Source organism: Paracoccus salsus, assembly GCF_021556615.1.
GTDB lineage: Bacteria > Pseudomonadota > Alphaproteobacteria > Rhodobacterales > Rhodobacteraceae > Paracoccus > Paracoccus salsus.
Window position 1 is genome coordinate 180,444 of the sequence record NZ_JAKGGD010000001.1, and the last position, 17,737, is coordinate 198,180.

General features: G+C 67.1%; 14 protein-coding genes. 6 read left to right on the top strand and 8 right to left on the bottom strand.

The genetic code is table 11. The features are described 5' to 3' along the window. The 6 genes from L1965_RS00885 to L1965_RS00910 all read left to right on the top strand — a co-directional run bounded on the left by L1965_RS00885 (position 1) and on the right by L1965_RS00910 (position 4,463). Positions 1-834, top strand: a complete 834-nt coding sequence (locus L1965_RS00885; RefSeq protein WP_235754524.1) for a 3-oxoadipate:acetyl-CoA acetyltransferase — start codon at positions 1-3, stop codon at positions 832-834. Continuing rightward, a complete protein-coding gene (locus L1965_RS00890; protein ID WP_235754525.1) occupies positions 831-1,175 on the top strand; it encodes a hypothetical protein in 345 nt (114 codons plus the stop codon). Before L1965_RS00885 ends, L1965_RS00890 begins: the two co-directional genes overlap by 4 nt. Beyond that, positions 1,172-2,200, top strand: coding sequence for a TRAP transporter substrate-binding protein (locus L1965_RS00895; protein ID WP_235754526.1), 1,029 nt, complete (start codon positions 1,172-1,174; stop codon positions 2,198-2,200). The genes L1965_RS00890 and L1965_RS00895 overlap by 4 nt, the downstream gene beginning before the upstream one ends. A 16-nt stretch (positions 2,201-2,216) precedes the next feature. Continuing rightward, positions 2,217-2,732, top strand: a complete 516-nt coding sequence (locus tag L1965_RS00900) for a TRAP transporter small permease (protein WP_235754527.1) — start codon at positions 2,217-2,219, stop codon at positions 2,730-2,732. Next, positions 2,729-4,048, top strand: coding sequence for a TRAP transporter large permease (locus L1965_RS00905; RefSeq protein ID WP_235754528.1), 1,320 nt, complete (start codon positions 2,729-2,731; stop codon positions 4,046-4,048). The genes L1965_RS00900 and L1965_RS00905 overlap by 4 nt, the downstream gene beginning before the upstream one ends. Positions 4,049-4,136: 88 nt before the next feature. Next, positions 4,137-4,463: a DUF1330 domain-containing protein gene (locus tag L1965_RS00910; RefSeq protein ID WP_235754529.1), complete on the top strand. Its 327-nt coding sequence runs from the start codon at positions 4,137-4,139 to the stop codon at positions 4,461-4,463. A 29-nt stretch (positions 4,464-4,492) separates the two neighbouring features. On the opposite strand, the gene L1965_RS00915 is transcribed toward L1965_RS00910, so the two are convergent. From L1965_RS00915 to L1965_RS00950, 8 genes are all read right to left on the bottom strand, one after another. Continuing rightward, positions 4,493-5,821: an oligosaccharide flippase family protein gene (locus tag L1965_RS00915; protein WP_235754530.1), complete on the bottom strand. Its 1,329-nt coding sequence runs from the start codon at positions 5,819-5,821 to the stop codon at positions 4,493-4,495. An 8-nt stretch (positions 5,822-5,829) separates the two neighbouring features. Beyond that, positions 5,830-7,050, bottom strand: coding sequence for a glycosyltransferase family 4 protein (locus L1965_RS00920; RefSeq protein WP_235754531.1), 1,221 nt, complete (start codon positions 7,048-7,050; stop codon positions 5,830-5,832). Positions 7,051-7,152: 102 nt separating this feature from the next. Continuing rightward, on the bottom strand, positions 7,153-7,998 hold the full coding sequence (locus tag L1965_RS00925; protein ID WP_235754532.1) for a glycosyltransferase family 2 protein: 846 nt from the start codon (positions 7,996-7,998) through the stop codon (positions 7,153-7,155). Continuing rightward, positions 7,995-10,517: a hypothetical protein gene (locus L1965_RS00930; RefSeq protein WP_235754533.1), complete on the bottom strand. Its 2,523-nt coding sequence runs from the start codon at positions 10,515-10,517 to the stop codon at positions 7,995-7,997. The genes L1965_RS00925 and L1965_RS00930 overlap by 4 nt, the downstream gene beginning before the upstream one ends. Continuing rightward, positions 10,514-11,488 (bottom strand): hypothetical protein, encoded by a 975-nt coding sequence (locus L1965_RS00935; protein WP_235754534.1) that lies wholly within the window; start codon positions 11,486-11,488, stop codon positions 10,514-10,516. The genes L1965_RS00930 and L1965_RS00935 overlap by 4 nt, the downstream gene beginning before the upstream one ends. Positions 11,489-11,512: 24 nt before the next feature. Continuing rightward, positions 11,513-12,172, bottom strand: a complete 660-nt coding sequence (locus tag L1965_RS00940; protein ID WP_235754535.1) for a 4'-phosphopantetheinyl transferase family protein — start codon at positions 12,170-12,172, stop codon at positions 11,513-11,515. A 4-nt stretch (positions 12,173-12,176) separates the two neighbouring features. Next, positions 12,177-16,742, bottom strand: coding sequence for a MupA/Atu3671 family FMN-dependent luciferase-like monooxygenase (locus L1965_RS00945; protein WP_235754536.1), 4,566 nt, complete (start codon positions 16,740-16,742; stop codon positions 12,177-12,179). Then, positions 16,739-17,737, bottom strand: coding sequence for a glycosyltransferase family 2 protein (locus L1965_RS00950; RefSeq protein WP_235754537.1), 999 nt, complete (start codon positions 17,735-17,737; stop codon positions 16,739-16,741). Before L1965_RS00950 ends, L1965_RS00945 begins: the two co-directional genes overlap by 4 nt.

A 17,737-nucleotide genomic window follows, 5' to 3' on the forward strand; every position in this document is an offset into this window, starting at 1 on the left:
ATGACAAAACCCTGCATCATCTGCGTCGCGATCACCGGATCGGTCCCGACCAAGCACGACAACCCTGCCCTGCCCGTGACGGTCCCCGAACAGATCGAATCGACCCATGAGGCGTTCGAGGCGGGCGCGGCCATCGCGCATTGCCATGTCCGCGACGACGAGGGCAAGCCGACCAGCGATCCCGACCGCTTTGCCGCCCTCAAGGAGGGCATCGAGAAGCACTGCCCCGGCATGATCATCCAGCTTTCGACCGGGGGACGTTCGGGCGCCGGCGCCGCCCGGGGCGGGATGCTGCCGCTTCGGCCCGACATGGCCAGCCTGTCGGTGGGCTCGAACAACTTCCCGACGCGGGTCTATGAAAATCCGCCCGATCTGGTGGACTGGCTGGCCTCCGAGATGATCGCCCACGACGTCAAGCCCGAGATCGAGGCCTTCGACCTGTCGCATATCTTCCAGGCCGCGAAGATGTGGAACGACGGGCGAATCAAGGACATCCCCTATGTGCAGTTCGTGATGGGGGTGAAGAACGCCATGCCGGTCGACCGCGAGGTGTTCGATTTCTACATTCGCACGGTGAAGCGGCTGTTTGGCGAGGATGTCGCATGGTGCGCGGCGGGGGTCGGCCCGAACCAGATCGTCGTGAACGAATGGGCGATCGCCGAGGGCGGGCACGCCCGCACCGGACTGGAGGACAATATCCGGCTGGACAGGGACCGGCTGGCACCCTCGAACGCTGCGCTGGTCGCCCGCACCGTCAATATCTGCGCGCGATACGACCGTCCGGTCGCGGACTGCCGGCAGGCGCGGCAGATCCTGGGACTGCGTCCTTCATGATGCTGACCGATGGCCCCTTCGGCGACGCCGAGCTGGGGGACGCCATGGACGCGCCGGCCCTGCTGGCCGCGATGCTGCGGGCCGAGGCCGCGCTGGCTCATGCCCAGGGCAGGCTGGGCATCATTCCCGCCGACGCGGCGACCGCCATCGCGCGGACGGCAGAAGCGATGCGCCCCGATCCGCAAACCCTTGTCGCGGCCAGCGAAACCGGAACGCTTGCCGGCGCGCTGACACGCCCGCAACCGGACCATGACTGGGCGCGCATCCTGGCGCCCGGGACCCATGCCGGCGACGCCGAGACAATCGCGCGCCACGATCCACACCAAGGGAGGAACGCATGATCAAGACATTCCTGCTGGCAGGGGCCGCGTTTGCGGCATTGACCGGCGCGTCCGTCGCGCAGGAGGTCACGCTGCGCCTGCACCATTTCCTGTCTGCGGACGCTCCGGTTCACACGGGCTTGTTCGAACCCTGGGAAAAGGCCGTCGAGGAGCAGTCGGATGGCCGGATCGACGTCCAGCTTTATCCATCCATGCAACTGGGCGGCAAGCCGCCGCAGCTGTTCGATCAGGCCCGGGATGGCGTCGTGGACATCGCCTGGACGCTGCTGGGCTATACGCCGGGTCGCTTTCCGGTCTCCGAGGTTTTCGAGTTGCCCTTCCTGTCTGGCACGGCCACCGAAACGACCATGGCCATTCAGGATTACCAGCGGAAATACCTCGGCGACGAGTTGAAGGACGTTCATCCGCTGGTTCTGCACGCCCCGGCTGCCTACAAGTTCCACACCAAGGGCAAGCCGATCGCCAGCATGGCCGACCTCGGCGGGCTGAAGATCCGGGCGCCGTCGCGCACCATGACGGACGGGCTGAACGCGCTTGGCGCGACCGCCCTGGGCATGCCGGTGCCAGAGGTCGCGCAGGCCCTGACCACCGGGGTCATCGACGGAGCCGTCCTTCCGTGGGAGGTGTTCGGCTCGCTGCGGATCGAAGGCGTGACCCGGCAGCATACGGAATTCGGCAGCGAAAACGGCGGCCTGGCCACCTCGGTGATGGCGCTGCTCATGAACCGGGCGAAATACGACGCTCTGCCCGACGATCTGCAGAAGGTGATCGACGACAATTCCGGCGCCGCGCTGGCCGCCATCGCGGGTGAAGTCCTCGACAAGGCCGAAAGCGAAGAGCGGCAGAAAGCCATTGATGCCGGCAACGAGATCATCGTCATTGCTCAGAGCGGGCTGGCCGAGTGGAAAGAGGCCAGCCAGCCGGTCATCGACAGCTGGGTGGCGTCCATGAACGACGCGGGCCACGACGGACAGGCGATGCTGGACGAGGCACGCGCCCTGCTGGCCAAGGCGCAAGGCAACTGACGGCAAGGAGGGCGGCATGGTCGAACAGCCGACCGAACATGCCCATCCGGTCCCGCTGCCCGGATGGCTGACCGCCCTCTGTCGCATCTTTGCCGGCATCGGCGGCATGGTGTTGCTGGCGATGATGTTGATGACCGTCACCAGCGTCGCCAGGCGCAGCCTGCTTGGCGCCCCGATCCCGGGCGATTTCGAGCTGGTCGAGATCGGCACCGCCATCGCGATCTTCTGCTTCCTGCCCTGGTGCCAGTCGACGGGCGGCAATGTGCTGGTGGATTTCTTCACGCAGACGGCTCGGCCGCGCAGCAACCACCTGCTCGAGGCCCTGGGAGACCTGATCTATCTGCTGATCGCGGCCCTGCTTCTGTGGCGGATGGTCCAGGGCGGGATGGAGATGCGCCAGTATGGCGAACAATCCATGGTGCTGCGAATCCCGGTCTGGTGGAGCTTTCTGCTCATCCTTCCGGCCATGGCCCTGCTTGTCGTGACCACGGGGGCCACGCTGGCCGGCCATCTGCGGATGGCGAGGGCATGAGCGGGATCGCCGCCGGGCTCACCGGGTTCGCGGTGCTCTTGTCGCTGATGGCCATCCGCATTCCCATCGGGGTCGCGATGCTGGCCGTGGGCATCGGGGGGTATGGCCTGTGGACGGGAACCGCGCCGCTTCTGGCGTTCCTCAAGACCTCGACCTATTACCAGTTCTCGACCTATTCGCTGTCGGTTATTCCGCTGTTCGTGCTGATGGGCGAATTCGCCACCAGGGCCGGGATGAGCCGGGCGCTGTATCGCACCGCCGCCGCGTTTCTCGGCCATCGCAAGGGCGGGCTGGCAATGGCCTCGATCGGCGGCTGCGCCGCGTTCGGCGCGATTTGCGGATCGTCACTGGCCACCGCCGCCACGATGGGCCAGGTCGCCCTGCCCGAAATGAGGCGCTACAACTACAGCGGTGCGCTGGCCACCGGGTCCCTGGCGGCAGGGGGCACGCTTGGCATCCTGATCCCGCCATCGGTCATTCTTGTGCTTTACGCGCTGATGGCCGAACAAAGCATCGCCAGAATGTTCGTTGCAGCCCTGGTGCCGGGCGTCCTGGCCGCACTGGGCTACATGGCCGCGGTCGCGATCTTCGTGCGCCGCAACCCCGAGGACGGACCCGCCGGCCCCCGGGCTACCTGGTCAGAAAGGCTGGGCGCGTTGCGCGAGACCTGGACGCTGATCCTGATCTTTGCGCTGGTCATCGTAGGCATGTATCGCGGCTGGTTCACGCCCACCGAGGCGGCCGCTGTCGGCGCCTTCGGCACCGGGATCCTGGCGGTGCTGCATGGCGGGATGCGGCTGTCGGGGATCGCCGACTGCCTGCGCGGGACGGCGACGACATCGGCGATGATCTTTCTGATCCTGCTGGGTGCGGAAAGCTTCAACGCCTTCCTCGCTCAGACCCGGACGCCGATGCTGCTGGCCGACGCGATCCGGAATTCGGGATTGGCACCGATGCTGGTGCTGCTGGCGATGCTGCTGCTGTATCTGCTTCTGGGCTGCGTGATGGATTCGATGTCGATGCTGCTGCTGACGATCCCGATCTTCTATCCGATCATCGGCGGGCTGGATTTCGGCATGCCGCGCGAAGAGACGCTGATCTGGTTCGGCATCCTGGCCGTGGTGGTGGTCGAGGTCGGGCTGATCACCCCGCCGGTGGGCATGAATGTCTTCGTCATCAACGGCATGGCGAAGGACGTGCCGATGATCGAAAGCTTCCGGGGCGTGCTGCCGTTTCTCGTCAGCGATATCGTCCGCATCGCCGCGCTGGTGGCGTTTCCCTTCATCACGCTGGGGCTGGTGCGATTCCTGGGCTGAAAATTCCCCCAAGAACTGACTTGGCCGAACGCCGTCCTGGCCCTAGGCTGGTTCGATCTGAGGTCGATGCGAAAGGAGAGAATGCGCGATGCCTGTTTATCTGATTGCGGATGTCACGGTGACGGATGACGCCTGGGTGCCGGGCTACGCCGCCAAGGTCCACGAGATCGCGGCCAAGCATGGCGGTCGCTACCTTTCGCGCAGCGGCAATATCCAGACCATCGAAGGCGCGCCGCTTGGCAGCACCCTGATCGCGCTGATCGAGTTTCCGACGCGCGAGGCGGTCACGGCCTTCGCCAATGACCCGGAATACGCGCCCTTCGCCGAAGGACGAAAGAAGGGCAGCGTAAGCAATTTCCACGTGATCGACGATACCGACCTGGCGGGCGGCATCCCCTATCTTCCCAAGGGGTAAGCGCCAGGATCGGCTTGTCGAAGCCCGACTCAGCTGGCCGTCAGCATGTGCGACATCCCGACAAAGGTGATCGCCAGCCCCATGACCGCAAACAGCGCATCATGCAGCGGGTCCCAGGCCCGGTGCTTGATCGCCAGCCGGATGATGAACACATGCAGGAACCAGCCGGCCAGCATCTGCCCGACAATCGCACCGGTCAGCCCGCCCAGCTCGGCCCCGATCAGGAATGCGCCGATCTGCACGCCGGCGCGCAGCATGTTCAGCAGTGACGGAGACCGTGAATCGCCCGCCGCCAGGGCCGCCTGCGGATAGGTCATGCCCAGCACGACCGGGACCTGCGCGCAGGCGATCAGCGACACGATCGGACCCGCGCCCTGATAGCGGAAGTCATAGAGCAGATCGATGATCCACGGACCGCCCACCGCCATCACCGCGATCATCGACAGCACAATGCCCGTAAGGCCCATTCGCATCCGGCGCACCGTGGCGAAGTTCTGCGGCGATTCATGGGGCGGACTGTCGCGATAGACCGGGATGATGGTGCGTCCGGTGATGTTCTCGGCCAGCGCCATCGGGAAGGAGGCAAGGAAGAAGCCGATATTGTAGACGCCCAGCTGTTCGAGGCTGAGATACTTGCCCAGCACCGCCTTGTCGCCCTGCGACAGCACGAAACCGCAAGCCGAGCTGAGCGTGATCCACTTGCCGAAATGGATCAGTTCCCGCACCGCGTCGCGGTCCCATTCAAAGCGCGTCGCCGGCCCTTTGAAGTAGTATCGGGTCAACAGGACCTTGACGCCGGTGCCGGCGAACTGGCCGAAGACCAGCGCCCAGACTGATCGCGTCAACAGCGCAAAGGCGATCATCGCGACGACCGAAGCGGCCTGCGTGGCCAGTTCGATCTTGGTCACGGTCCCCAACCGGATGTGGCGCTGTGCATGTTCGATATTGGGCGACACCAGGCCGCCGATCAGCAGGCTGGCGGCGACGGCCGGCATAAGCTGGACCAGCATCGGCGCGTCATAGAACTGCGCGGCAGGCCATGCCAGCAGGCAGATCACCACGAAATAGAAGCTGTGCAGCATCATCTTCACCGACCAGGCGGTGTTGAGGAATTTCGGATCGTCGCCGCGCTTGCTTTGCATGATCGACGGCGTCAGCCCGACATCGGTCACCATCACGACGCCCAGCACGAACATCGTCACCAGCGCCATCAGGCCAAACGCATCCGGAAACAGCAGCCGGGTCAGGATCAGGTTGCTGGCAAGCCGCAGCCCCTGGGCGAAGAAGTAGCCCATGCCGGATATGGCCGAGCCGCGCAACACCCTCTGGGTGATGCTGGTGCCCGACAGATAGGTCATGACTCGTCTCATCGGCGGATGGCTTTCTCGATCAGGCGGGCCAGTTTTCCGGCCTCGCGGTCAATGTCGTGGCGTTGCAGGACACGTGCCCGCCCGGCCCGGCCCATATCCGCCAGCCCGTCGGCAGAGCACGCGGCGGCCAGAGCGATCCCGTCGGCCAGCGCGCCGGCATCGCCCGCCGGCACCAGCCAGCCGGTTTCGCCCGGCAGGACCAGTTCGGGATTGCCGGCGATATGGGTCGCGATCACGGCACGACCGGCGGCCATCGCTTCCATGACCACCATCGGCAGACCCTCGGCAAAGCTGGGCAGGATCAGGGCGTGGCTCTCGGCCAGCACGCGACGCACTCCGGCCTCGTCAAGCCATCCCGTCAGCGTCACGGCGTCTTCGACACCATGTGCGGCGATCGCGGCCTCGATCCGGGAACGCATCGGGCCGTCACCGACCAGTGTCAGATGGACCTGTGCACCCTGCCCGCGCGCGATCGCCAGCGCCTCGGGCAAAAGCAGCTGACCCTTCTGTTCCGCGAACCTGCCGATGTTGACCAGCCGCAGCGGCCCGTCAGGCGGGCCGGGCGGCATCGGGCCGGGCTTGGGAAAGCGGCCGGGCTCGATGCCGCAATGGACCACGTGGATGCGCGGCCAGTCGTCGTAACCCGCCCACCGGCATAGCTGGCTGCGACCATGAGACGAGATTGCCACCGCAAAGCTTGACGCCGCCACCTTGTCGCCAAGGCTCAGCCCCTGCGGGCTGTCAAACTCCTCGGGGCCGTGAACCGTGAAGCTGAAGCCGGGCCCGCCCAGATCGCTGACGAGGCAGGCAACGGTGGTCGAATTCGTTCCGAAATGCGCGTGCAGATGTTCCAGCCCCAGCGACTCGGCCCGGCGCGCGACATGGGCCGCCTCGATCAGATAGATCATGTGCCGCAACCTGCCCTGCGCGGACCGCCCGCCCATCCGCCACGCAGACCCCAGGGCCCGACCGAACCGCGCCGGCCTCGAGGCGGCCAGCCACACGGCATCCGCAAGCAGACGCGCTCCGCCAGCCTTCAGGACAAGCTCGGTCCGATCATATTCCTCGATGTCGGCGGGGTCCACCAGGCCGGCGCGATCGCTGCGCATTGCGAAACGGTGCACCTCGATCCCGCGCCGTTCCAACGCCCGGATCTCGCGCCGCACAAAGGTCACGCTGGGTTGGGGGTAGGTGTTCAACAGATAACCGATACGCAAGACAGACCTCGCCTCACACCAAGGCCGCGACAGGCGGCACGTCCGGCCTAGCGCATTCCATGCTGCCGCGAAAGCGGGGCTTGCCTGCCATTAGAGACAATCTCACCGCCCGCGCGTCCAGTCGGCCGCCCCGTGCCGCCCGATCCGGACAGCAACCGACACCGAGGCGTAGACGGCGAAACCCACCGGATCGCGCAACGCCAGACGCGCCGCGCCACCTGCCCCAAGCCTGGCCTTGCCCTCGTTTTCCAGGATCTCGGGCCAGCGTTGGGCGATCTGCGTGACGCCGGCATCCTGACGTCGGCGGACACGCACCAGTCGCGACCAGCCCTCGACCATCGGCCAGCGATAGGTGGCGGCAAGGCCGATCCGCTCGTCCGGGGAAAATTGCAGCCGCACGAAGGTGTCGTCCGAGATGATGTCGGGAAATTCCCCCCAGCGCGCCCGCCCGGCGGCATTGACGGCGAACAGCCCGTAACCCGGCGCATCGCCTTGCGCGAAAGGCAGCCGTTGCCAGAGCCGGGCATAGGCCCGGGTGATGCGGCTGCCCGGCGTCGGGATGATCGCGGTCCCGCTGGCATAGCCGGGTCCGTCCCGTGCCATCAGCGCGCGCGTCAGGTCGGCCATCAGCGGCGGGCTGACGATCACGTCGGCGTCCAGATAGGCACGCAGCTTGCCGCGTGCGGCAGCGTCGCCCGCATTCAGCGCGCCTGTCTTGCCCCCCTCGGCCCGTTCGATCACCCGCAACGCCCAACCTGCCGCCAGCGCCTGATCGGCATGGCCGCGCGCCACGTCGGCGGTGCTGTCCCGGCAGCCATTCGCGACGATGATGACCTCGGCCCCGCCTGGCACCGGATCGCCGGCCAGCAGAGCGGTCAGGCAGTCGCCCAGATAGGCTTCTTCGTTGCTGGCGGGCAGGATCACGCTCAGTGCCGGATTGTCGCTCATTCCTCGGGCCCCGCGACAACGTCCCATCGCGGATTGACGTCGTCGAGATGGCGCAGCACCCCCCAGCTGCCATATTGGCTGGGACCGCCGATCGCGGTGTAGAAGTTGAACGGCTGATCGCTGTAGCGACGCCAGCCTTCAAGCAGCCGGCGGTACAGGTCCCCCATTCCGGGCGCATAATTCAGCGCGATCAGGAAGTCGGTCAGCTCCTCGTCATTCGCCGCGGCACCCGAGGCGACGACGTGGCTGCCGCCCTCATACATGACCATCTCCAGACCGAAGCGGGCGGCGGCGCGCCGATGATGGCTGAACAACCTGTCCACCACCCATTCCACACTGCCTTCGCGAGATCCGCTCAGGCCGCCATCGCGCAGCTCGATCAGGGCCTTCTCGATCGCCGAGTCGAAGCGGTGGTCATGGACAAAGCCGTCACGCGCCTCCCCCGCGAGCCCCTGGTCTGCCGCCCGCCTCTCGGCCTCGGCGCGGCTGTCCTGCAGGGCTCGCCGCAGTCGCGCCAGCCGTTCGGGATCTTCCAGATTCGCGGAAAAATAGCCGGTGATGGCATAGGCGTCGAAATGCTCGGCCAAGGGACTCCAGCCATCCGGATCAGCAGCCTTCCACGCCGGCGCCTCGAGCATCTCGTCCTCGGCCCCCGGCCAGCCGGTGAAGGTGCCGATGACGCGCACCAGCCTGCCATTGGCCGACGGCGCGAATTCCTCGGCCCAGATATCGGCGACCTGCGCGGCACGGTGGGCGCCGTACTGGATACCGGCCCCCTCCGCCCCCCACAGCGCCAGCGCCTGCCGATCCGCCCATTGGCGCTGGTCGAAAGCCAGGTTCCACATTTCGTTGGAATATTCGATCCAGGCGCGCCGGCCCGATTCAAGATTGTCGCGGACCCGCCTTGCATAGCTGCGAACCAGATCGTCATCGGCCAGATGCGGCAAGGTGAACCATGGATCCACGTCCAGCTCATTGGCCAGCGCGACCATCACCTCGGGCGGAACGCCGCGTTCCGTGCTCCAGACATAGTCGCGCATCGTGGGCAGGTCGGATTTTTCTGCGAGGCTGGAATTGTTGGTCCGCATCCAGTCCATGAAGCGCAGGACCTCGGCGCCGCGCAAGCGCGCCAGAAAGTCGGGATTGAAGATCTGCCCCGCATCGGCCAGTGCCAGCCGGTCCTGCCGCACGACCGTGATGTCCCGGATGGGATCATCGGCGTCGATCCGGCGCAGATGGATCGTGACGCTGCCCGCGCCCGGCCGGTAATCGAAGGCGATCCGGCCCTCGTCGTGGCTGATATTGCGTGCCCGTCCCCCGAGTTCGATCCGGCCGGTGCCCCGGTAACGCAGAACATAGCGTCCCGCCGCCGAGATCATGTCCTTGTCCAGGCCGGTGAGGATCAGCGTGCTGAGATGGGTGACCTCGGCCGGCATCCGAAGCGGCCAGCCCGAAACGTCCAGATAGCCGGCCTCGCGCAGCTTCGGCGCGTCGAAGCCGCCCCATTGTCCGGGCAGGTGACCGATCCAGGGACGCGCTGTCTTGAACACGTCCAGGAACGGCTGCTCTGGGGACCAGTCGTTGACCCCGGTCAGGTTGAATGCCACGCCCCGGCGCTGGATACCGCCGAGATGGGAATCGCTGGGGTCGCCCCAGGCCACGAAACCGTCGTCCGGCGAAATCGTGCTGTCGACAAGCAATTCGGCCTTGCGCAGGATCGCCCGGCTGAATCCGGCACCGCGTTCCGACGACCGGGTGAAGGCCCAGGCGATGCGCTGCATCGCCTCGGCCATCGGCGCCGTGACGGCGTCCTCCAGGGTCGCCGGCCGGTTGCGTCCCAGCCAGACCGGCAGGCCCATCGGATCGCTTTCGCTCAGTGCGGCATGCAGCAGCATCACGGCGAAATAGGTCCCGCGATTGTTCAGCACGCGATCGTCAAGAAATATCTCGCGCAGATCGGTCAGGCCGGGCACGTCGCCCGCCGTGATGGCGTCGTCCAGGGCCAGCAGGCCCCGGGCCAGCGGGACAAGCCGCATCGGCGGGCTATCCGGCCCCCCCCCGCGGGCCTGTCTGTTGATCGCATCCACGACGGCCTGCCAGAGGGGGGCGGCCGCGGTCACCTCTTCGCGCCAGGCGCCGCGCTCGCCGCGCGGAAGCGGCGGCCAGCTTTCGTAGAGATAGCATTCGGCCTGCGGATTGGCGCGCGTTGCCAGTTCCATGAAGCGGCGGCCATACTCGACGCTATCATGGTCCTGCAATGTCCTGACAAGCGGCAGCGCCTCGGACATCAGCACCTGATCCACCCGTCCCGAGGCCAGCGCGGCGCGCGGGTCCACGCCCGGCCCGGCCGCTGCGTTCAGCCAATGATAGTCCAGCGGCCCTTCCGGCGCGGTACGGCTCTCGACCACCGTCTCGGCGTTGTTCATCCGGCCTGCGGCCTCCAGCATCTGCGGCAGTTCCGCGCCGAAAAGCCCGGTGCCGATGACCAGGATCTCGGTCAGGATGGTGAAACCGATCATCGCGACACGCCTGTCAGCGGGTCGGCGGTCACCACCTGCCAGACCAGCTGCTGCACCCTGTCCGCAGCCTCAGGCGCGAAAGCCTGGGCGGCATTGCCATCGGCGCGGTTGAGCTGCGCGGGCAGGCCCTCGGGGCTGCGGTGATAGAGCACCGCGTAATGGGTCAGGGCGATGACGTAGTTCCCCAGATCGCCCAGGTGGATCGTGTCCAGCGCGCCCTCGGGGGTTCGGGCAAAGAAATCCTCGCGTCCGCCGATGCCGGGCAAGGCGCCGGATTCGGCGGCGCGGGCGACCGTCGCCAGCACGGTTCCGCCCGGAACCCGATAGATCCGGCCTACACCCTCGGCGCCCATCGCCCGGCGCATCAGCTCGTCCTGCCACAAGCCTGTCGCGTCGCTTTCGATCCGCTCGATCCAGCCAGCCTCGTCGTCGAGATGGTGCCATGTCTCATACAGATACAGCCGGACATCCGGGCGCGCCAGGCGGGCGAAACGTGCCCATTCCGCCAGATAAAGGCTGCTGCCATGCCAGCGGATGGCGTCGCGCAGCTCGACCATCTCGGTCAGGATGACCGCGTCGTAATCGCCGCTTTCGATGGCCTGGCGGGCAGGCCGGTGGGCCTCGTGGGCGTTTTCCTGGGCAAAGCCCGGTACTTCGTCCGGCCCCATCCAGTGCGACCGCAGCGTCGCCCCCCACCCCAGCTGCGAGGCATGGTCGTGCCCCTCCGGCGCAAGCTGCGCCAGCATCGCGGGCATGTCACGCCCGACAAGGCTGTGACCCAGGTGATAGACCCGCAGCGGTCCGGTCGGCGGCGGCAGAGCCACGTGGGCGGCAGCGAAATCCGCGGCCGGCATCTGCGGAAGCGGCGCGGGTCCCGAGGAGCGCCGCCGGCGGACCGCCAGCCCCACCGCGCCAAGCCCGGCAAGACCCAGCGCGGCCAGTCCTCCGATCAATCCCATACGCCTGTTCATCTTCCCCCCTGCTCTGCGGTCATCCTACTCGGCGGCGCGAATGAAGCCAGCGATGATCGCCCCACCCGTGCGCACATAGCGTCCGTGCAGGACCGCGCCATTCGCGAAAGGCGCGATCTCGCGCTTGAACCCCGCCACCAGCGAGCCGGCGTCGGGGTCGACACGCACCTGCATCACCTCGAAGCCGAAGATCGTCCGGCTGGCCGGATACTGGCATTTGAAGGCCGCCTCCTTGGCGACAAAGATCAGCCGGGCCCATCGCAGCGGTTCCCGCTGGCTCGCGATCCAGCTGCATTCCTCATCGTCGCAGATATCGGAAAGCACGTCGTCGGGCAGTGGCAGGTCCGGCTCGACGTCCAGACCCAGACCCGATACCAGCGTCAGCGGCGCGGCCACCGCCAGAGCGACGTCCCGGGCATGCGTGATGCTGCCGGTGACGCCCTGCGGCCAGACAGGCGAGCGATCCTCGGCGACCGGGATCGCGCCCGCCGACAGCCCCGCAGCCACCATCGCGGCGCGCGCGGCGGCACGGCCGGCTGCGAATTCCTGCTGGCGATGCGGGACAGCGCGTGCAACGGCGTCGGCCTCGCCCGGCCAGAGCGCGGGCGCGGCACCGATGGCCACGGCCGCAGCCCCGACAAAGTCGGGAAAGAGACCGGCAACCTCACGCTGCAGGTCGCTCAAGGGATCAGCCCTGCCCGCGGCCGGCGCGCAGCGCCCGGCGTCGCGCCATCGCATCAGCCCGCGCGGCGGCGCGATCCTCGGCCAAGACGTCCGCACCGGCAGCCGCCTGGGCGGGTTCGGACGCGTTGTTGGCCGCGTCCCCCTCGCCCAGATGCCCCGCCAATCCTTCGAGCGTCGGAAACTGGAAGATGTCGGTGATCGACAGCTTGACCCCGCCACCAAGCGCCTGCCGGATCTCGCGGTGGGCCTGAACCGCAAGCAACGAATGTCCGCCCATCGCGAAGAAATTGTCCCTGGCGCCGATCTGCGGGCGGTTCAGGATTCGCGACCAGACCTCCGCGATCGTGGCCTGCACCCCGACAGCGGGCGCCACGAATTCCTCGCTCGCGGGCGCGCTGGCGTCCGCCGGAGCCGGCAGCGCCTTGCGATCGACCTTGCGGTTCGGCGTCAGCGGGAATTCCGGCACCTTGACGACATGCGCGGGCACCATATGCGCAGGCAGGACCTGTGCCAGATGCTGTTGCAGCGTCTCGGTCGAAAGCCAGCTGTCGCCGGTGACATAGGCGACCAGACGCATGTCGCCGGGCCGATCCTCGCGCGCCATGACCACGGCCTGGCGGACACCGGCCACGCCCTCGGCCACGGCCTCGATCTCGCCAAGCTCGATCCGGTAGCCGCGCATCTTCACCTGATGATCGGCGCGGCCCAGGAATTCCAGCCGGCCATCGGCCATCCAGCGCACCAGATCGCCGGTGCGGTACATCCGGCCCTGATGAAACGGGTTCGGCTTGAAGCGTTCGTCGGTCAGATCGTCGCGTTGCCAATACCCCCGCGCGACCCCTGCCCCGCCGATCCACAACTCGCCCGGCAGGCCGACCGGCACCGGCCGCAGCGCCTCGTCCAGAACATAGACCCGGGTGTTCGCGATCGGCGTGCCGATGCTGGCGTTGGCTTCCGAAGCATCGGCCGTGGCGGTGGTGGACCAGATGGTCGTCTCGGTCGGGCCATACATGTTCTCGATCCCGGCAGGGCTGGCCGCGTTGAGATCGGCGACCAGCGATCCCGACAGCGCCTCGCCGCCGATCATCAGATGCCGCACCCGCGCCAGAGCCGCGCGCGCATCGTCGTTCATCGCGATCATCCGCGCCATCGAGGGCGTGCATTGCAGATGCGTCACGCCATGGCGGCGGATCTGCGCCGCGATCGAGAAATCATCATGCGCGGGGACGCTGCCCGCGTTCGCCCGTGCCAGCAGATCAGCCAGCGGCTTCAGCCCCTCAAGGACCTGCTCACGCGCGATTCCGTAATCGATCAGCGCGGCGATTTCCGTCACCCCGATCTGCTTGAGATGCTCGACCCGGGGCAGCATTTCCTCGACCGTGCCGAACAGGCCCGAATCCTCGAAATAGCGGTGGAAGGCGAAATCGAGGATCGCTTCGTTTTCCTCGTCGCTGAGGGTGCCGAGATCGATCTCCATCGGGTTGCTGATGCCCTGCGGCTTCTTGAAGGCCGGGAAGGCCCAGGCATATTGCTTGACCAGCGCGGCGGCCGAGGCGAGGTAGGATTTCATCGGCCCGCGTGCCACCTCGCGCGCGGTTTCGCGATCGTCGGCCAGATAGCTGTGCAGCATCAGCGTGACGCGATAGTGCGACGGGTCGCGTCCGCTGTCGCGCAGCGCCTTGTGATAGATCTTGATCTTCTCGGCGACCTCTTCGATCGTCTGGCCCAGCAGATGCGTCAGAACATGCGCGCCCAGTTCGCCGGCCTCGCGCCACGTCGCGGGATTGCCCGCCGTCGTGACCCAGATATTGATCTCGTCCGAGACCGGGCGCGGCTGCGTCAGGACATCGACCATCTTGCCGCCGGCCATCGGAAAGGCGACCTTCTCGCCGCGCCACAGCTTTCGCAGGATCTCGATATCCTCGTACATCGCCGGTTTGTTCGCGGGGGGCGAGTTCTCGGGGCGCAGAACGAAATCCTCGGGATGCCAGCCTGACGCGATGGCCAGCCCGGTGCGGCCATTGGTCAAATTGTCGATCACGGCCCATTCCTCGGCGATCCGGATCGGATGGTGCAAGGGCGCGACGCAAGAGCCGGCGCGGACCTCGAGGTTCCTGGTCACCGCCGCGACCGCCGCGCCGGTGACCGACGGGTTCGGGTAAGGGCCGCCGAAGGCGTGGAAATGCCGTTCCGGCGTCCACACCGCGCAGAACCCGTGCTGATCCGCGAATTTCGCGCCCTCCAGCAGAAGATGGTATTTCTCGCGCCCGACACCGTCGTCATTGCCCCAGTAGAACAGGCTGAAATCCATCGGTCTGTCGCTGATCGCCGTTCCACCCGACACCAGCCCGCGTTCGGCATCGCCCATCAGCACGATGCGGAAACCGCGCGCCAGCGTGTAGAACAGTTCCAGCACCGAGATGTCGAACGACAGCGAGGTCACGGCCAGCCAGACACCCGCCGGATCGTGCTGGATGCGGTCGTCCATGCCGGTGAAGAAATTGGCGACGTTGCGATGTTCCAGCATCACGCCCTTTGGCCGTCCGGTCGAGCCCGAGGTATAGATCAGGTAAGCGAGGTCGCCGGTCGTCACGCCGCTGTCGGGATTGTCGGTGGCGGCATCCGCGATCCGGCTGTCGCGGTCCAGCACCAGCAACTGCGCGCCATGCGCCGGCAGGCCATCCGACAGCGCAGCCTCGGTGACGATGACGGGGCAGCCGCTGTCCTCGATGTAAAGCGCGATCCGGTCGGCCGGATAGGCGGGGTCCAGGGGCACATAGGCGCCGCCGGCCTTCATGATTGCCAGCGTGCCGACCAGCAGATTCTCGGATCGGCCGGTGTGAAGACCGACAAGCGTGCCCGGGCGTACGCCCATCTCGCGCAGCACATGGGCGGCGCGGTTGGCGCGGTCGTTCAACTCGGCATAGGTCATGCTGCGGTCCTCGACCGTCAGCGCGATGGCGTCGGGCGTCCGCGACACCTGCGCCTCGAAGGCCTGGTGAACACACATGTCGGCGAAATCGGCCTCGGTCCGGTTCCATCCGTTGACGACCTGATCGCGTTCCGCATCCGGCATGGGCGGCATGTCGGCCAGTGGCCGATCCTGTGCCGCAGCCCCCGCAAGATGCGACAGGCGGGCCGCCAGAAGCTGCGCCGAGACCAGGTCGATCCGCGAGGCGTCGTAATGCAGCCGCCCGCTTTCGGGTGAAACCGTGATCACCGTGCCCGCGACCGGCGCGTCCCCCGCCGCCGCGACGCCGATCTGCGGACGCTGCGGCGTCTCGATCGCCGGATCGCGCAGCGGCAGATCCAGCGGGAAGGCCGGATATTGCCGCGCCCGTTCCAGCAGCGCCGCCATCTGGTCACGCAGCGCGTGCGTCGTGATGGCAGGATCGGCATGGGCGCGCAGCGGCACCCAGTCCGACAGATATCCCGGCGCCCGCGGCGCGGCCGGATCATGCAATGCCAGATCGACCGGCTCGCCGCCTGCCAGCGTGCTGGCCAGCATCGCCGCACCGGCCAGCAGTTCGGGCGCCGAACCATCGACGGAAAGCGCCCGCCAGTCGCCCTCAGCGCTTGCGCCCCTTGCCAGCGGAACCGAAGCAGCCAGGAAGGATTTCAATGCCTTGCGCCAGTATCCTTCACCAGCAACAACGGCAGACATGGCATCGGTCAGCTCCGACACATCGCCAGGCGAATCCAGCAGCCTGCCGTTCAGGGTCGCGGGGTCGAACTCGGCGCCGTCCAGTGCCCTCAACCCGGTCAGACGCAGCGCGCCGTCGGCAAACATCACCGTGGCACCCTCGGCACAGGCTTCGATCACCTGGCCCGGCGCGCCGGTCGCCTCGGCCGGTTCGACATGCGCCACCGCGATCACCCGGCCTTCGGTCTCGAATTTCGCCAAAGCCAGCGGGTTCGGGTAATCACCGTGGTCCAGCCCGCGGATCAGCCTTGATGCCGCCTCTCGCGAACCGGCAAAGTTCAAGCGCGCCGCGCCCTCGGGCCGGTCGGCACGGGCGTGATAGCCGCGCTTCGACAGATCCTGTTCCTTGCGCTGCAATCCGTTTTCGATCTGACCGATGACCGCGCCGAAACTGTCGATGGCGGCCTCGAAGGCGCGGGCGTTGAGCGTCAGGGTCGTGTCGTCGGGCGCAATCTCGAACAGACGCTGTTCGAGGATGTCACCCTCGTCGATGTCGCCGGTGATCAGATGCCAGGTAATGCCGTGCTGGCTGTCGCCCTGCATGATCGCCCAGGCCGGGGTGTTCAGCCCCGCCCGGCGCGGCAGCGGCCCGTCATGGAAGTTGATGGCGCCTTTCGACGCCCGGCTCAGCAGCGCATCGGGCACCAGCGACAGATTCGCTACGCTGAACAGCCAGTCATAGGTCAGGTCACCCGGCTGGCGGGTGTCGGACTGCGGCAGAACGCGAATGCCCTGACCCACGGCCCAGTCGCGAATGGCATCGTCTCGCGTCACGATCGCCGCGATGGCGTGCCCACGGTCGCGCCACTGGCCTGCACACTGGATCAGCAGGGATTCGTTGCCGATGAATAGGGCGGATTGCGTCATGTCGTCCTCTTGGTGACGGAAGCTGCGTCGGGATGAATGGCAGCGGGCCGGATACCGGTCGCAAGCGCGCGGATGTCGTGAGCCAGCAGGTCACGCATGAAATGGGGGCCGCCGCTGCGCCGCGACGATCCCAACGCGACCCGAAGCCGGTTGATCGTCAGTCCTGCGAGTTGCGCCAGTGTCGCGGCCACCGCCGTCCCCAAGCCGTGATTCTTGCGGAAATAGCGCCACCGGCTGTCGAACCAGTAAGCCGGCGTCCGCGCCCATTCCTTCATGCCCGTCGAGACCGAGCCGATATGCGCCACCCGGCTGGCAGGAACGTAATCCGTCCGCCAGCCCGCCCGCGCCGCGCGCAGGCAGAGATCGGTTTCCTCGTAATAGAGGAAATATCCCTCGTCGAAGGCGCCGATTTCATCCAGCATGTCCTGGCGCATCATCACGCTGGCGCCGGCCACCCAGTCCATCGGCGTGGTCTGGCTGGGAATGGGCTGCGGGATGACCGCGTGACGCATCAGCTTGCTGATCGGGCCGGTCTGCGCGCCGCCCTCGAATTCCGAGGCGACCGAGGGAAAGCGGAAGCCGGTCACGTGGGGCACGTCGTCGGTGCCGTGGATAAAGCTGCCGGCCAGCCCGGTCCTGGGGTGCTGCTCCATGTGGTCCAGCAGGTTGCGGATCGCATCGGCGGCGGGAAAGGCGTCCGAGTTCAGCAGATAGACATGGTCGGGGCGCCCCCCTGCCCCCAGTCCGGCACGAATTCCGACATTGTTGCCCGCGCCGAATCCGCCGTTCCGGCCCGACTGGATCACCCGCACCCGGTCCCAGCCGCGTTCCGCGACCGCGGCGCGCAACATCGCCTCGGACCCGTCGCCACTGTCGTTGTCCACGATGACGATGCCGCCCTCGATCCCCGTCATCGCCGCGATAGCCGCCTCGGCCGAACGGATGGTCATGTCGGGCGTGCGCCAGTTCAGGATGACAGTCAGGACACTGGCCAT

What these genes read in the sequence shown, in the direction of transcription:
- L1965_RS00900 (WP_235754527.1), top strand. Translation starts at nt 2,217, where the DNA reads ATGGTCGAACAGCCGACCGAACATGCCCATCCGGTCCCGCTGCCCGGA.
- L1965_RS00935 (WP_235754534.1), bottom strand. Translation starts at nt 11,488, where the DNA reads ATGAACAGGCGTATGGGATTGATCGGAGGACTGGCCGCGCTGGGTCTT.
- L1965_RS00890 (WP_235754525.1), top strand. Translation starts at nt 831, where the DNA reads ATGATGCTGACCGATGGCCCCTTCGGCGACGCCGAGCTGGGGGACGCC.
- L1965_RS00930 (WP_235754533.1), bottom strand. Translation starts at nt 10,517, where the DNA reads ATGATCGGTTTCACCATCCTGACCGAGATCCTGGTCATCGGCACCGGG.
- L1965_RS00905 (WP_235754528.1), top strand. Translation starts at nt 2,729, where the DNA reads ATGAGCGGGATCGCCGCCGGGCTCACCGGGTTCGCGGTGCTCTTGTCG.
- L1965_RS00895 (WP_235754526.1), top strand. Translation starts at nt 1,172, where the DNA reads ATGATCAAGACATTCCTGCTGGCAGGGGCCGCGTTTGCGGCATTGACC.
- L1965_RS00885 (WP_235754524.1), top strand. Translation starts at nt 1, where the DNA reads ATGACAAAACCCTGCATCATCTGCGTCGCGATCACCGGATCGGTCCCG.
- L1965_RS00945 (WP_235754536.1), bottom strand. Translation starts at nt 16,742, where the DNA reads ATGACGCAATCCGCCCTATTCATCGGCAACGAATCCCTGCTGATCCAG.
- L1965_RS00950 (WP_235754537.1), bottom strand. Translation starts at nt 17,737, where the DNA reads ATGGCCAGTGTCCTGACTGTCATCCTGAACTGGCGCACGCCCGACATG.
- L1965_RS00910 (WP_235754529.1), top strand. Translation starts at nt 4,137, where the DNA reads ATGCCTGTTTATCTGATTGCGGATGTCACGGTGACGGATGACGCCTGG.
- L1965_RS00915 (WP_235754530.1), bottom strand. Translation starts at nt 5,821, where the DNA reads ATGACCTATCTGTCGGGCACCAGCATCACCCAGAGGGTGTTGCGCGGC.
- L1965_RS00925 (WP_235754532.1), bottom strand. Translation starts at nt 7,998, where the DNA reads ATGAGCGACAATCCGGCACTGAGCGTGATCCTGCCCGCCAGCAACGAA.